The sequence below is a fragment of the Bremerella sp. JC817 genome (assembly GCF_040718835.1).
Taxonomy (GTDB): Bacteria; Planctomycetota; Planctomycetia; order Pirellulales; family Pirellulaceae; genus Bremerella.
Genome location: NZ_JBFEFG010000247.1, coordinates 90,958 through 106,700, shown reverse-complemented (window position 1 = coordinate 106,700; position 15,743 = coordinate 90,958). Strand labels below are relative to the sequence as shown.

Genomic DNA, 15,743 nt, shown 5'->3' with positions numbered 1-15,743 from the left:
CCCGAAGTCGCACTTCGGAAGCTCACCATGAACGGACCTGGCGAAGTCATTGCCGTTATCGCCGTGCTCGTATTCATTTCTCTGATCATTCGCCTGGGAGCCGGCGGGCTCGATCATTCCCGGGTTCGAGAATATGTCACGCGGCGAGGTGGCAAGATTATCTCGCTGCAGTGGGCACCCTTTGGCCCTGGCTTTTTCGGCGAGAAAGACTCGCGAATCTACCAGGTCAAATACCGCGATAAAGAGGGCTGCATCCACGAAGGGTACATCAAAACGTCGATGCTTAGTGGTGTCTATTTCACAGAAGACCGGATCGTCAGTCGGCCATCTAAATCCCAGAATGAAGTACGAAACGATCCTCCCCAGTCGTCCGCTCCCGTTTCGGTCGAGGATGAAAAGGCCCGTCTTCGCAAGCGTTTGGCGGAACTGGAAGAGCTGGAATAAACCCTGGTTTGTGGCGTTGGTCCAGGCGGCGTGTTAGACTCCAAAGACACACCTTTGCCCCCTGCCTGCGTTCGATGACCGAACGTACCCCCTCCCCTCCCCCACAAACCTGTATGATCGCTTGCCGAACCCTTCTGTTGACGGCACTGCTGCTGGCCGCTGCCGGTCCGATTTCTGCCGCTGAGTACTTCGTTGCTCCTGATGGAGACGATGCGAACCCCGGCACACCAGATGCCCCCTTCGCGTCCATTCAAAACGCGCAGACGTTTGTCGCTCCTGGCGATACAGTATGGATTCGTGGCGGCACCTATCGCATTCAACCCGATGAAATCGATTCGCAGCGTCGCATCTGGGCGCACGTGATTCATTTGCGAAAGAGTGGCGAAGAAGACAAACCGATTCGCTACTTCGCCTACCAGCAGGAACAACCGATCTTCGATTTCACCGACGTGAAACCGGAAGGACGTCGCGTCCATGCGTTCTCGGTCGACGGTTCGTGGATTCATTTGCGTGGGATCGAAGTGATCGGCGTCCAGGTCACCATGACCGGGCACACCCAATCGATCTGCTTTGCCAACAATGGCAGCCACAACATCTTCGAACGACTCAGCATGCACGATGGCCATGCGATCGGCATCTACTCGGTTCGCGGGAGCGATAACCTATTCCTCAACTGCGATGCCTATCGCAACCACGATCCCGTTTCCCAGGGAGGCCGTGGCGGCAACGTTGATGGGTTCGGTTGCCATCCCACACCAGGATCGACTGGCAACGTCTTTCGTGGGTGCCGTGCCTGGCTAAACAGCGACGACGGCTTCGATTGCATCACCGCGTCGGAAGCGGTTCGCTTTGAAAACTGCTGGGCGTTTTGGAATGGCTATTCGCCGGAGTTCAAGAGCCTGGCCGATGGCAATGGCTTTAAAGCAGGCGGGTACGGAACCTTGCCTGCCCATCGCCTCCCGCGACAAATCCCTGTGCATGTCGTGCAGAACTGCATGGCCGTCCGCAACAAGGCAAGCGGCTTCTATGCCAATCATCACCCAGGCGGCGGCGTCTGGCTGAACAACACCGCCTATCGCAACGGCACCAACTTCAACATGCTGTGCCGCCTGGCCAACAACACCGACGACGTCGACGGTTACGGCCATGTGCTGAAGAACAATCTTTCATACGGCAGTCGACGTGACCTGATCAATATCGATGAAAGCAAGTGCGAGCTGGAAGCAAATTCGTTCGACTTGAATCTTGAGATCCGCCCATCCGACTTCCTCGACCTGAAGGAAGATCAGCACCTGACATCGCCTCGCCAGGCTGATGGCAGTTTGCCTGCGATTCGCTTTCTGCACTTGTCGCCAGAAAGCCAACTGATCGATCGCGGCGTCCCGGTTGAACTTCCCTATCAGGGCAAGGCTCCAGACCTGGGTGCCTTCGAATCAGCCGCCGACTAACCTACTCTTCCCTTCCTTCGTTCTCCTGCAGCCCCACACCTCGCCCATGAAACGCCGCACCTTTCTCGCTGCTTCCTCCGCTGCCTTGTTGGCTCCGACGTTGGCAATGGCCCAAGACCAACCGAAGCGGCGCGTTGCCGTGATTGGCAATACTGGTCGCGGCAACTACGGGCATGGCCTCGACACGATGTGGGACAAGATCGAAGGTACCGAGGTGGTAGCGGTTGCCGATGCCAACCCGAAAGGCCTGGCCTCGGCGACTCAGCGACTTGGCTTGAAGCAAAGCTTCTCGGACTATCACGAGATGCTGAAGACCACCAAGCCAGAGATTGTCGCCGTGGGGCCTCGTCACGCCGATCAGCACCACGATATGGTTCTGGCCGCCATCGAATCAGGTGCCCGCGGTATTTACTGCGAGAAGCCCTTCGTCCGCACGCCTGCCGAGGCCGATCGTTTGATTGCCGCTGCCGAGAAACATGGCACGAAGGTGGCGATCGCTCATCGCAATCGATATCACCCAGCCCTCGCTCACATCGATGCCTTGATCGCATCAGGCGAGATGGGCAAAGTGCTCGAACTTCGAGGCAAAGGAAAAGGGGACCGCCGAGGTGGTGGCGAAGACTTGTGGGTGCTCGGTTCCCACGTCGTGAATCTGTTCGCCTATTTCGGCGGTCAGCCTCAAAGCTGCTCGGCAATCATGCTGCAGGATGGCAAGCCGGTCACGTCCGGCGACGTGAAGAATGGAGCCGAAGGGCTTGGCCCGCTCGCCGCGAATGAACTGCATGCCCAGTATTTAATGGGCAATGGCGTGACCGCTTATTACGATTCGGTTGCCAACGATGGCACCAAAGGGAATGGCTATTGTTTCCAGATCATTGGCAGCCAAGGTGTTGTGACCTGGCACATCGATCGTGACCCAGCCGCGCACTTTACTCCTGGCAATCCGTTCGATCCAGCCTTGCCACCACGCAAGTGGTGGCCGATCACTTCAGCCGGAGTCAACAAGCCTGAAACCGATCCGAAGCTGATTCAATCGGTTCACAACCACGTTCGGGCAGGGATCGATTTGATCGCAGCGATCGACGAAGACCGGGCTCCGATTTGCGATATCCACGAAGGAGCCACGACAATCGAGATGATTTGCGGCGTCTTCGCTTCGCACTGCCAGAATGGTCAGCGAGTCGCGCTGCCGCTGAAGAATCGCGGCAACGCGTTGGCCGAGCTTTCGTAAGAGTCGTTACTTCTGTCCCTTCTGATCCCACAATGTGAAGGGATCGTCGAGACGTTTCATTTCTGCCTGCAGCAGCGACTCCAGCTCTTCCCGCTGTGCCGCATAGCGAGGATCGTCCGCCAGGTTCGTTTGTTCGGCAGTTGGCTGAATGCCGCTAACCTTCGCGACCTCATGCTCGTGATGCTGCGGAAGGAACTCGTGTGGATTCTCGGCGAGATTGAAGAGCTGCGTCTCGTGCACGCCAGCACTTGGCACGTCGTACTTGATTAGCTTCCAGTCACCCTTCTTCACGCACCGCATGCCTGGTTTCTCACCGCCACAATACACGCCGTACAGCACATCGCGCACGGTTTCTTGCTCGCCGAAAAGAACCGGCTTGAAGCTGATTCCTTCGTTGCTCTTGGGTGGCTCGACTCCGGTCAGATCGCACATCGTCGCCAGGATGTCCAGCAAGTAAATGTTGCCAGGGGCACGTGAACCAGGCTTGATCCCAGGTCCCTTGACCAGGAAAGGAACCCGCCACGTGTGTTCGTACAAGTTTTGCTTTCCCTGCAAGCCATGGCGACCGATCGCGATCCCATGATCGGCGGTGTAGAAGATGTAGGTGTTATCGAGTTCCCCCATCGCTTCCAACTTTTCGAGAACCTTTCCGATCTGAATATCGATGTTCTCGCTACAGGCGAACTCACGTCCAACTTCATTGCGAATCGTTTGCTCGTCGCGGTTCTTCCAGACACCACTCACGTTCACTTCATCGCGCACCGCAAGATGACCGTTCTCGAACGGATGCTTCGGCAACCAGTTCTCTGGCATCGGGGGCTGCTTGGCATTGGCGGCCGGCAATGTCTTGGGGTCGGCATGGTTGGTCGCCCCGTACTTCGCCAGCAACTCCGGTGTGCCGTCGCGTGTATCGTGTGGATGCGAGAAGCCAAAGTAGATCAAAAACGGATCGCTATCGGCCGACTTCTCACGCTGGTCGAGGTATTCGAGAACCTGTTTGGCGTGCCAGGGGCTGCCAGCCTGATCGGTCCCGCCCCGTTTCGTCGCGTCGTGAACGACCGTGAACTGCTTGTTCGCCGCGGCATAGCTGTTTCCCTGTTTACAAGTACGCATCGTGTCGTAGCCAGCTCGATTGAATACCGCGCCCATCGTAAAGTTCGCCAGGTTCGGTGGCACTAACTGCTTGCTGTTTTCGTTGGGATTCTCTTTACGGTTCTGCTTGCTCGGAATGTGCCAAACGGTTCGGCCGCTCATCACCATATGTCGCGACGGCGTACAAACCGCCCCAGACCACGAACCCATATGATAGGCCGCGTCGAAAACCATTCCTTCCGCCGCCAGACGATCGAGAACCGGCGTCTGCAGCTTGCTGTCCGGGTTATAGAACTTGAAATCGAATGGTGATTGATCGTCGGCAATGATAAACAAGATGTTCGGACGATCGGCCGCCAGGCCACTGCTGGCCAGCAGCAACAGCCCCATAAGGGATGCCATTAGACGGAAAGAGAATTTCATGACGAGGCTTTCTTCGGAAAGGTATCGGGGGCAGGGTTTTTCTTTTCACTCTTCCACAAATCGATCTGTGGAAGGTCATTCTTTGCCGGTGGCCCGGTCGTGCTGCGGCCACGATCGACATCGGATTGCAGTTGCTTCAACAGCTTCCGTGCCGTTTCTGGCTCGCTGGCAAACTGATTATTCGATTCGCTTAAATCGTGCTGCATGTCGTAAAGCTGAACACCACTAGCATCGTTGCCGGCTTGCTTTTCGGTTGGCGAGCTCCAGCCGCCGGAACCTTTCGCCAGCAGCAGTTTCCAGTCACCCAGTCGATATGCAAAGTGACCACTGATGGAGTGATGCACGACACCGCTTCGTGTCGATTCGATTGGCTTGCCTTGGAGTGCCGGTAGAAAACTGACGCTATCTTCGCCTGAGCCCGACGGCATCTCGCGTCCAACCACGTCAGCGACGGTCGCCAGCAAATCAGTCAGACAGATCAATTGATCGCAGTGTGAACCCGCCGAGACTTGCGCCGGCCAGCGAACGATAAACGGCACGCGATGACCACCATCCCACAGGTCCGCCTTCGAGCCTCGCATCTCGCCACTAACGAGATGCCCCTGTTTGACCAGCTTCGGAATACCAGCCGCCTTGCTGCATCCGTTGTCGCTGCTGAAGATCACCAGCGTATTCTCGCGAAGACCATTTCGCTCGAGAGCCTTACTCACTTCCCCCACGACATGGTCCGTCTCCATCACGAAATCACCGTAGTCCCCCAGTCCGCTTTTCCCCTGCCAGGCAGGCGTCGGCAAGATCGGCGTGTGAGGCGATCCGAGTGGGATGTAAAGAAAGAAAGGTTCATCCGACTTGGCGTGCTGGTCGATGTACTCGACCGACTTGCGCGTCAGACGGGGGAGCATGTTGATCGGCGGATCGTGCGCGATCACGGTGTCGTTCTCGATCACCGTCTGCATATCCCGGGCATGGTGAAAGCCGTGATAATAATCGAAGCCGCGGGCCAGTGGTCCATCGGGAATCTTCGTACCAACGGGCGGCGACTTGAAGTCGCCTGCCTGGTACGGTTTGCCTGACTGCGGATCGCAATACTGAAAGTTCAAATGCCACTTGCCGATGATCGCCGTCTGATAGCCCTGGTCTTTCAGAAACGAAGCGACCGTCGGGCGATCTTTCGCGATCAAGCAAGGTGCGAAGCCGGTGACGACGCCACTTTGCAGCTTCGATCGCCAACTGTATCGCCCGGTCAAAAGACCGTAACGAGTCGGCGTGCAAACGGACGATCCGCTGTGAGCATCGGTGAAGACCATTCCTTCGGCAGCCAGCCGATCGGCACACGGCGTCGCGATCTTGCCATGTTCTGGATTCAAACAATGGACATCGCCATAACCCAGGTCGTCACATAAGATGACCACAATGTTGGGCCGGTCTGCTGCCAAGGTTAATCCAGGCAGCAATCCAACCATCGCCAGAAAATACCAAAGGGATCGAGTCACGCGTCTCTCACTTTATGGCTGGGCTAGTCGTGGTGCGGAATGGCCTTGCGCTCGAATCTTCGCCAACAGTTTTTGCAGGTCGGCGACCTTGTCCGGGTGCTCGCTGGCGACATTCTTTCGCTGACCTGGATCTTGCTTCATGTTGTACAGTTCGACCGGGTAATCGTCGTCGCCAGGGTAGTCGTGACGCTGCTCCCAAGCCTTCCAACCTTTCGAGTTGTAACCGGTCTTGGCATCCAGCAGCAGCCAGTCGCCTTCACGAATCGCGTATTCATTGGCGAACGTGTTGTGCACCATCGCGGTTCGTGCGGTCTCGCTCTTCCCTTCCAGCAGAGGCAACAAGTTGTGCGAGTCCTCGGCGGCGTCGTTCGGCAGTTCATAGCCCACCACCGCGGCGAAGGTCGCCATCAGATCGATCTGCGAGACCAGGGCATCGTTCACCGTGCCAGGTTGCGTGACACCAGGCCAGCGCACGAGGAACGGCACATGGTGTCCCCCTTCGTAGACGTCACGCTTCAAACCTCGAAAAGGTCCCGGCGACCAGTGACCGAATTTCGCGTCTCGAGCATAGGCATAGTGCTCTGGGCCGTTGTCGGCACTGAAGACGACGATCGTGTTGTCGGCCTGCCCTGAGGCATCGAGCGCGGCGAGCAACTTGCCGACCATCGCGTCGGTCTCGACGACGAAGTCTCCGAACGGCCCGGCCTGACTGGTCCCGTCGAAGGCGTCATTCGGAATGATCGGAGCATGTGGACAAGGGAACGCGAAGTACAAGAAGAATGGTTCCTGCTCATCCTTCCGCGACTCGATATACGCAACCCCTTTTTCAGTCAGCGTTGGCAGCACGGCGTAAGGATCCCATCCGGTGACCATCGGGCCTGGGCGGCACTCCCAACTTCCTTCCTTAATCTTCTTCCACTTCGACTCGTCCTTCATCGTGTCAGGCACATCGACGACCTTGTCATTTTCAATCCACGCGTAAGGTGGAAAGTTGATGACTGTATCGCCGAAGTAATGATCGAAGCCGTGGGCCAGTGGTCCATCGGGAATCTGCCTGGTCCAATCGAAGTCTTCCGGCTGGATCCCTTTCCCGCGACGAATCGCGTCCCAGTCCCAGCCGAGGTGCCACTTCCCGATACAAGCAGTCGCGTAACCTTTTTCTTTCAGCACCTCAGGCATGGTCAATCGCTCTGGCTGAAAGACCGACTTGCCGAATGCATTCACGATGCCATGAAAATCGCGCCAGTGATGTCGCCCGGTCAGCAGTGCGTATCGACTGGGTGTACAGATTCCGGAGGATGAATGCCCGTCGGTGAATCGCATGCCTGAGGCGGCCAGCTTATCGAGATTCGGCGTTTGAATCTTTCCTTTCTGGGCGTAGCACGAAAGGTCACCAAACCCAAGATCGTCGGCGTACAAGATCAAGATGTTCGGCCGACTCGTTTCCGCAGCCGAAAGCGACGAGGTTGCCAACAGCAACAGCGATAATGCGAAGAGAGAGCGCAACATGGAAGGGACTCGACAATAGGTAGGAAATCAAGCCGTGGAGGCCAGCGAGCAGTGGTCTACGGTATCAGGAAATCAGGGCCGAAGCACCCATTTCCCGAGGTTTTCAATGACAATCGGATCCGCCACATGTGCTAGGGCTGGTCACGATCGGTTCGGAATGGCACCGCCGGCAAACCATCCGCGTTGACCAGATTCACCTCGGGAAATGAAGCAAACGCGTAACGCACGGCGACAGGCTTGGGCACCTCGGCATTGGTCAAACGAACCGTGGTTCCCTCGATCGTCGCCTCGGCAGGCTTCCACTGCCGATCTTTTCCCGCAATCCAGAACGCCGTCGGTGCCTTGCCATCGGTCGTTTTTAAGCCTGCAGCATGCGAGAACTGCACCACGGCCGTCGAACCTTCGACCGTCAGTTCTTCGAGCATTGGGCCTGAGTCTTCCACGCTTCCAGGCGAGAGGAGTGCTTGAGCCTTCAGTGCCAATCGCTTCCCCACCGGTCTCTTGTCGGTGGGATGGATGTTGGTCATGTGCCCCAGATCGATCGTGGTTGCCAAGGCCGTATTGGGAAGTTCCAACAGGCGTGCCTGGGACTCGCGAATCCATGCCCAGCCATGCGCGGTCGGATCTTCGACATCCTTCGTGGGACTGCTTCGCGCGATCCGTCCGAAGCGTGGCAACATGACGGCCAGCATTTGAAAGTCTGGGTCATCGAATTCCTTTCGCAGGAACTTCGTCCAGACCGAAAGGGTCTCGCCATATTGCTGCATCGTCTCGATCGAGTGCGAGTTCGATTCTCCCTGATACCAAACCATTCCGCGAACCGTCAGTGGAGCCAAGGGATGAAGCATCGCGTTGTAGAGAATATTCGGCCGAGTTCGCAGGTAGATGTTATCGTCCCGTTGCCAGCGTTTGCCGGAAGTCGCTTCATCAATCAACTTCGCCACGCGGTCGTGATCTTCGGTATCGAATGTTTCCAGCTTCGCCCGAAAATGGGGTAACTGTTCGGCCAGCGATCGCGGCATCCAACCTTCAATGGAAGAACTTCCCCAGCAGGTTTCGATCACGCCGACCGGCACGTCGAGGGCTTGCTGCAAGTCGTTAGCAAACGTGGTCGCTACGGCACTAATCCCAGGGCCAACGATCCATTCGCATTCGCAGCTTTCGCGCGGCTCGAATGAGACGTCCTGGGTGACGCGCAAACAGCGGATCGGCAGCGACTTGGCTTTCTCCGCTAAGGCATTGATTTCGGGTATCGACTTATAGCCCATCTGCATGTTGGATTGGCCTGAGCAGATCCATACTTCGCCAACCAGGACATCGCGGCACTCGATCTTTTGGCCAGCACTGGAGGCGGAAAGAACATGGGGACCGCCCGCTGCGATCGGCTTCAGGTGCAGCATCCACTTGCCGTCGTCATCCACCTTGGCGGAAGCGGTCTGGCCGTCGAATTGCACGTCGACGGTCTCGCGAGGCGTGCCCTTTCCCCAGATGGTAACAGGCATATTTCGCTGCAAAACCATGTGATCCTGGAAGGGTGAGGCCCACGTCAAATCGGCAGACTGGACCTCGTTGTGCGCAAAAGCACACACCACCAGAAGAACCAGACAGAAAAAATTTCGTTTCATAGCAGAAATGAATCCTGGAGAGGGGTCAGCTTGGCATGTTGGGCAGGAATATCGCTTTTTTGGGGGCAATTCGCAGGCGATCGCCCCATGCAGACCGGGCATTCGAGGGAGTTTTTGCCGGCAAACTACCAGGTTCGAGGTAGACTAACATTCGTAAACTGACCCCCAGTCTATTGCATCCGGGCGAAATTGCACGTAAAACTCTGCGCAGATATCCATACAAGATCGCGCACGTCGACGTCCTCTCCCGTGACGAGCCCACCTGCGAAACCAGCCAATCTATGAGCGAAAAAATTACGATCGGAATTCATTCCGCTTCCTGGACCGAGCATTCTCGACGTGTGCTGCAAGGTCTGCTGAATTACATCGAAGAATATCCCAACATCCAAGTTCGCGACTTTCGCTTCTCCAGCAGCGACCCCGATTTGGCAGGCAATCCGCCGTGGACGGGCAAAGTGGATGGCGTGATTGTCTCGGCCGGTCGTAACGCCGGCGTGACGACCTGGCTGCGACGCGGCAAAGTACCGGTGGTGTTGGCAACCGGCGATATGATCGACTCGGGCATGGTGTCGGTTTATACCGACGTGCACTCGGTAGGTCGTTTGGCGGCAGCTCACCTGACCGACGCTGGCTTCGACCACATTGCCTACATCGGCTATCAGAAGTCGGATGGTTCCAAGCGTCGCCGCGAAGGTCTGGCCGATGAGCTCGCCAAACGCGGCATCAAGCTAAAGGCGCTCGCCCTTAAAGAAGCGCCGATGGATGCCTTGGAAAACCAGCGTTATGTTTCGGAATCGACAATCGAAAAGCTAAAGACACTGCTTGAGAAGTCGCCGAAGCCGTTGGCGATCGTGGCTCTGAACGACGTGATTGGTGAATGGGTTGCCAAGTGTGCCCAGGAGCTCGGATTCTCGATCCCGGATGAAATTGGCGTGCTCGGCGTGGGTGACTCGGAACGTGCCCGCATGGCCGATCCCCCTCTTTCCAGCGTCCAGACCCCAGGCGTCGAAATCGGTTACCGATGTGCTTCGCTGCTGCACTCGATGATCCTGGGAAACACGCCGAAGGAAACAGTCTTCGAGGTGCCAGCCCAAACGGTGGTTGCCCGGCGTTCGACCGCCGGCTGGAAACGCGCCGCCGTGACCGATATCGACCGGGCAGTGAACTACATCCGCGATCACGCCTGCGATGGCATTCGCCTGAAAGACGTGGCCAGCGCCGTGCGGATTCCGATTCGTACCTTGGAAATCGAATTCAAAAAGCAAATTGGCCGCTCGATGGGGGAAGTCATTCGTGAAGTCCGCCTGGAACGGGTCAAGCAGCTTCTCGAAACGACCAACCTTTCCACGCAACGAATTGCGGCGATGGTGGGTTACAGCCACTACTCGTACCTCAACAAATTGCTGCGGGACGAATTGAACCTGACGCCAAGCCAATACCGCAAACAGCAGCGTAAGGCGAACCAGGAAAGCTGAGGCAATCCAATTGCCCGTCAGTTCCTGAGTGTCCAGCACGGCGACGCGGAACGAAAACAACACCCCAGAAGCGGTCCCTACGATTTTTCCGTAGCGGACCGCTTCATGCTTCTTGTAAGGCACTCTGGCCGACAGTTTTTGCAAAATCGCATCCCTTTTCTCGTCGGCGTTGGCGAAAATTGACGTGCTGCGGCAGCATCCACTTTTCAAGCCCAACAACCAGGAGAGCCCCCGATGCGATGGCGAGGACGACGAGGAAGTGATAACGTAGAAGATCGACGATCGGCTCGCGGCCCAGTGATTGCGGGCGGTGGAAGCCTGGTCGGTATTCTGCTGGTGATGGGTTTGGTCTGGCTGCTGGGTGGCAATCCACTGGCCGTGCTCCAGGGTGTGCAGAACCAACAAGGGGGCGGAGGGGGAGCTCCGGCCCAGGTCGATCCACAAGAGGACCAACGAGCTCAGTTCGTTTCTGTGGTCCTGGCCGATACCGAGGAAGTCTGGACCGAGCAGTTTCAGCAGCTTGGAAATACCTATCGCGACCCGACCCTGGTCATGTTTCGCGATCAGGTTCAATCGGCGTGTGGCTTTCAACAAGCGGCGACCGGCCCGTTCTATTGCCCGCTCGACCAGAAGGTTTACATCGACCTCAGCTTCTTTGACGAAATGGAGCAAGGTCTTGGTGCCGGCGGCGACTTTGCCCAGGCTTACGTGATTGCCCATGAAGTGGGGCATCACGTCCAGAACCTGTTGGGTGTGAGCGACAAGGTTCATCGACTGCAAAATCAGACCAGTAAGGAAGAGGCAAACGAGCTTTCGGTGCGGCTCGAACTTCAGGCCGACTTCTACGCTGGCGTGTGGGCTCACCATGCCCAACAGAACTGGAACATCCTGGAAGAAGGGGATGTGGAAGAGGCCCTCAACGCCGCGACCGCCATCGGCGACGATCGTTTGCAGCGGCAGTCACGTGGATTCGTTGTGCCGGAATCGTTCACGCACGGAACCTCGAAACAACGGGCCAAATGGTTCTATAAAGGGCTCCAAACCGGGGATATGGAAGCAGGCGACACCTTCAGCATTCCTTATCGAGAGCTGTAAGGCTTTGTGTTACGATGGAAGGAATCACACAATTCCCCCTTCCCTAGCCATCCATGCCTAGCACCATGACTCAATCACTTCGCCATCTGCTGTGCCTGTTGTTGACGGTCGCCACTTGTTCGGTCGCCATCGCGGAAGACTCGGCCAAGTCGTCCCTCGAGACCGATATTCTGTACCTGAACGAAACAGGCCTCGACGAGTACGCTCAGAAGCAGTGCCGTCTCGACATTCACTATCCCAAGAAGGAAGGCTTTGCGACGGTCGTCTGGTTCCATGGCGGCGGTTTGAGCGGCGGCGATAAGAAGATTCCGAAGTACATGCTCGACCAAGGCTATGCCGTGGTGTCGGCCAACTATCGCCATCATCCGCACGTGAAGTCGCCGGTCTACATCGAAGACGCCGCCGCGGCCCTGGCGTGGACCTTTGCCAACATCGAGAAGTATGGCGGCGATCCGAACAAGATCTTTGTCAGCGGTCACTCGGCCGGTGGCTACCTTGCCAGCATGCTGACCTTGGACAAACGCTGGATGGAAGCCCACAAGATCGACGCCGACAAGTTAGCTGGCTCGATCCCGTTCAGCGGCCATACGATCACCCACTTCACGATCCGCAAAGAACGTGGCATCGACCAGAACATCGTGGTGGTCGACGATCTGGCGCCGCTGAATCACATTCGCAACGACGCTCCGCCGATCTTACTTTTGGCAGGTGATCGCGAGTTGGAATTCCCAGGCCGCTACGAAGAAAACGCCCTGCTCTGGCGGATGCTGAACGTCGCCAAGCATCCTGATGCAGAACTGTACGAGCTGGAAGGCTTCACCCATGGCAACATGGTCGAACCAGGCGTCCTGCTGATGACGTCGTTCATTCGCAAGCACAGCGAGTCGAACTAGCATGTTCGCTAGTCCGTCGAGACCGGTTCGATCCAGAGCATCAATCCCTGGGTCGGACCTTCAGGCAAACGAAGCCTGCCATCTTTGCTAGGACCGCTGACGCGATGCCGAAGTAGCACCGCTTTCTCCATCGCTTCCCAACTGACCTCTCCGTTAGAAAGTACGACTCCGCCGGTTTTTGCGTATCCCTGGCCTTCGACATAAGGCTTAGACCATTCATCAATCGACATAGAAAGCCCATTCGACCGATTAATTCGGTGGGAAGATCTTGGCTTCGCCGGGAAGTCGTCAGTGATGGCTTCACGGTTTGGATCGGTAGACTCAACATCCACCTCCACACGTCCGTAGTCCCCTACATCGCGATCGATGCGGACAATCACCTCTGATTCCCCCGGTTCCAAATCGATGAATCCTTGGCCACCATATTCTGGAAAGCCTGTTGCCGGGATATCACCCTTGCGAAAGCAGAGATGATAACGCTGCTCGGTATCGGGGACGAAGATTCGCCATTGCCAACGATCCTGATTTTCTTCTGGATTGGGGATCGCTCGGGCAAAGATCTTATTGCGATCGTAGATCGTGATCTCGCTCATCTGCGTTTTGTAGAACTCGGCCTCTTGCCTGGCCGCCATCATCTTGGCGTGGGCACTGCGTTCCCGTTGGATCAAAAGGACCTGCGAAGCCGCCATCGCAACCAGTGCCATCAGTAGAATAATTGTCGACAGCGAGAACTGCCACCGCTTGCCTTTCGCTTCCAATGGAGGCGATGGAGATTCCACGAACGATGCGTCCTCTTCGGAATGCATTACTGACCCTCCATCGTCAATCCGATCTCCTTGTTGGACTCGGCTCGATTATTCAGTCGCCGCTTCCGACAAGTGCTTCTTCAGGAAGCGAAGGACCGGAGTTCGATTCTCGCCTTGATAGAAGACATCGCCGCCATGGCCACCGCCAGGCACAACGATCAATTCCAATGGCAAATTGGCATCGCCATAGACTTGTTGAATTCGCTCGGATTGATCCAGCAGGACCGTGTTGTCTTTGTCTCCGTGCAGCACCAGAAACGGCGGATCGTCTTGCGTGACATGGAACGCCGCCGAGGCCTGTTTGGCAAGTTCGACTTTTTCGTCCGCGCCACCGCCGAGCAGCTTGTAAACGACCGAGCCTTCTTGGTTCGCTCGATGCGGCTGCGTTTTCGATCGTAGAATGAAGTCGGTCGCACCGTAGTAATCAACGACACAGCCAACTCGCGAAGACTGATCAAGATTGCCGCCAACGTCACCTTCCAGTGGCTTCACATCGCCCGAGGTTCCGACCAGCGCCGCGAGATGCCCGCCGGCACTCGAACCGGCAACGGCGATCTTTTCGGAGGAATAGCCATACTGATCGGCGTGGGCCCGTAACCAGCGAATGGCCCCTTTGCAGTCGTGGATCTGGGCCGGGAAGGTTGCCTTGTCAGTCAGGCGATACGAAATGCTGGCCACGGCGAAGCCTTCCTTGGTCAGCCACTGCAGCGGGCAACTCGCCTTGCTGCCGGCATGCCAACCGCCGCCATGAATCCACACAATCAGCGGGGCGTTCTTTTCCACCGGCAAATAGAGATCGAGCTTCAAGCTGTGCCCGTCGACGTTGGCGAACTCTAGATCTTTGATAACGCGGGATTTCTCTTCAGCACCAACAAGGGTCGGCAATAGCAGCCAGAGACCAACAATCGACAGAATCGTAAGACGATGCATGGAGTGAAATCCTTCCAGGGCGGGCAATGATGGAGCATGGGTTCGGGAGAGGACGAGAATAAGGCGACCACTTTCTAATTTCCACCAATTTGGGCGAAACAAATCTCTCGCACTCCGGTTTAAGAACCGATATACTGCTAAACCAGTAGAATACAGCTACCGGAGTTCGCCCCCGATGATTTTGAAAAACCAGTTCGCGCTGTTGCTCTTTTTTGCCATTGCCTTGGGCTCTGCCCCGATGCTGGCTCAGTTCGCTCCGAGATTTCGGCAGCACGATACCAATCAGTCGCGTGGCTTGCGTTTGGTTCCCGCCGATTCGCGGCCGCCAGGTGCCAGCCAGGTATCGATTGAAGTGGTCGGCAGCAAGCGAATCATTCAGTCCAATGGGATACCCGATCATCAGACCGGGGCGTTCCCGAACCATGGCAATCCCAACGGTATCTCGCAGCAGCAGTACGTATATCGCGTCGCCGCCGAACCGAAGCCGGCCGATCGCATCACTCCGCTAGGCATGCAGAACTTTGGGATCGGAGTGAACGGGATTCCGTTCGACCCAGGCGCGGCCGAATGGTTCCATGGCGATCCGCGCGGTGGCTGGCAATATGAAGCCCTCTCCGGCGCGGTTCCGCTGGGCATCGATACGAACCATGCCCACGTTCAACCAACCGGTGCCTATCACTACCATGGCTTGCCCAGTGGTCTGCTGAAGAGCTTGAAAGTCGTGCGTGGTCAACACTCGCCGATCGTCGGCTGGGCTGCGGATGGATTTCCGATTTATGCCTTGTATGGCTACCAGGACGCGAACAATGCGGAGAGTGAGATTGTCGAACTGAAGAGTTCGTATCGTTTGAAGCGTGGCGAACGTCCCCGTGGCAATGGCAACCCAGGCGGGCAATACGACGGAACATTTCTGGCGGACCACGAGTTCGTCGAAGGGGCCGGCGACCTCGACGAGTGCAACGGAAGATTTGGCGTGACGCCCGACTATCCGGAAGGGACCTATGCGTATTACCTGAGCGATCAATGGCCGGTCATTCCGCGTAACTTCCGCGGCGAGCCCTCCAGCGACTTCGACCGAGGTGGTCCCGGGCAGCAAGGTCCGCCTGGGGGCCAACGTCGCCCAGGCTTCGGTCCTCCACCGCCACGTCCCCGTCGATAATCGTCCCCGGCAGGAAGCTCTCGACCGTGAATCCAACCAAAATCTTGTTTATCTGTTCCCGAAATCTATGGCGTAGTCCTACGGCAGAGCGGATCTATTGCAATGATCCGCGACTCGCGG

At 56.9% G+C, this 15,743-nt stretch carries 13 protein-coding genes; 7 read left to right on the top strand and 6 right to left on the bottom strand.

Annotated elements, in window-relative coordinates:
• Positions 1 to 27: 27 nt before the first annotated feature.
• From AB1L30_RS03510 to AB1L30_RS03500, 3 genes are all read left to right on the top strand, one after another.
• A complete protein-coding gene (locus tag AB1L30_RS03510) occupies positions 28 to 444 on the top strand; it encodes a hypothetical protein (protein ID WP_367011992.1) in 417 nt (138 codons plus the stop codon).
• Positions 445 to 557: 113 nt separating this feature from the next.
• The gene (locus tag AB1L30_RS03505) at positions 558 to 1,892 is read left to right on the top strand and encodes a right-handed parallel beta-helix repeat-containing protein (RefSeq protein ID WP_367011991.1); all 1,335 of its coding nucleotides are present in this window, start codon (positions 558 to 560) and stop codon (positions 1,890 to 1,892) included.
• 46 nt (positions 1,893 to 1,938) lie between these two features.
• The gene (locus AB1L30_RS03500; RefSeq protein WP_367011990.1) at positions 1,939 to 3,123 is read left to right on the top strand and encodes a Gfo/Idh/MocA family oxidoreductase; all 1,185 of its coding nucleotides are present in this window, start codon (positions 1,939 to 1,941) and stop codon (positions 3,121 to 3,123) included.
• 6 nt (positions 3,124 to 3,129) lie between these two features.
• Here AB1L30_RS03500 and AB1L30_RS03495 read toward each other — a convergent pair whose 3' ends face one another.
• The 4 genes from AB1L30_RS03495 to AB1L30_RS03480 form a co-directional block, all read right to left on the bottom strand.
• On the bottom strand, positions 3,130 to 4,638 hold the full coding sequence (locus AB1L30_RS03495; RefSeq protein ID WP_367011989.1) for a sulfatase-like hydrolase/transferase: 1,509 nt from the start codon (positions 4,636 to 4,638) through the stop codon (positions 3,130 to 3,132).
• A complete protein-coding gene (locus tag AB1L30_RS03490) occupies positions 4,635 to 6,131 on the bottom strand; it encodes an arylsulfatase (protein ID WP_367011988.1) in 1,497 nt (498 codons plus the stop codon). Before AB1L30_RS03490 ends, AB1L30_RS03495 begins: the two co-directional genes overlap by 4 nt.
• Positions 6,132 to 6,143: 12 nt before the next feature.
• The gene (locus AB1L30_RS03485; RefSeq protein WP_367011987.1) at positions 6,144 to 7,640 is read right to left on the bottom strand and encodes an arylsulfatase; all 1,497 of its coding nucleotides are present in this window, start codon (positions 7,638 to 7,640) and stop codon (positions 6,144 to 6,146) included.
• 131 nt (positions 7,641 to 7,771) lie between these two features.
• Positions 7,772 to 9,265 (bottom strand): sialate O-acetylesterase, encoded by a 1,494-nt coding sequence (locus AB1L30_RS03480; RefSeq protein WP_367011986.1) that lies wholly within the window; start codon positions 9,263 to 9,265, stop codon positions 7,772 to 7,774.
• A gap of 281 nt (positions 9,266 to 9,546) precedes the next feature.
• On the opposite strand from AB1L30_RS03480, the gene AB1L30_RS03475 reads away from it, so the two are divergent.
• From AB1L30_RS03475 to AB1L30_RS03465, 3 genes are all read left to right on the top strand, one after another.
• Complete coding sequence (locus AB1L30_RS03475) at positions 9,547 to 10,740, top strand: substrate-binding domain-containing protein (RefSeq protein ID WP_367011985.1); 1,194 nt, start codon at positions 9,547 to 9,549, stop codon at positions 10,738 to 10,740.
• Positions 10,741 to 10,974: 234 nt separating this feature from the next.
• Positions 10,975 to 11,835, top strand: coding sequence for a neutral zinc metallopeptidase (locus AB1L30_RS03470; protein ID WP_367011984.1), 861 nt, complete (start codon positions 10,975 to 10,977; stop codon positions 11,833 to 11,835).
• A 65-nt stretch (positions 11,836 to 11,900) separates the two neighbouring features.
• Positions 11,901 to 12,728, top strand: coding sequence for an alpha/beta hydrolase (locus tag AB1L30_RS03465; RefSeq protein WP_367011983.1), 828 nt, complete (start codon positions 11,901 to 11,903; stop codon positions 12,726 to 12,728).
• A gap of 8 nt (positions 12,729 to 12,736) precedes the next feature.
• Here the strand turns inward: AB1L30_RS03465 and AB1L30_RS03460 are convergent, their stop codons facing one another.
• Entirely contained in the window at positions 12,737 to 13,534 is a 798-nt protein-coding gene (locus AB1L30_RS03460; protein WP_367011981.1) for a hypothetical protein, read from the bottom strand.
• 48 nt (positions 13,535 to 13,582) lie between these two features.
• Positions 13,583 to 14,464, bottom strand: a complete 882-nt coding sequence (locus AB1L30_RS03455) for an alpha/beta hydrolase (protein ID WP_367011980.1) — start codon at positions 14,462 to 14,464, stop codon at positions 13,583 to 13,585.
• 175 nt (positions 14,465 to 14,639) lie between these two features.
• Here AB1L30_RS03455 and AB1L30_RS03450 point away from each other — a divergent pair, with 175 nt between their 5' ends.
• Positions 14,640 to 15,623, top strand: a complete 984-nt coding sequence (locus AB1L30_RS03450) for a YHYH protein (protein WP_367011978.1) — start codon at positions 14,640 to 14,642, stop codon at positions 15,621 to 15,623.
• Positions 15,624 to 15,743: the final 120 nt, after the last annotated feature.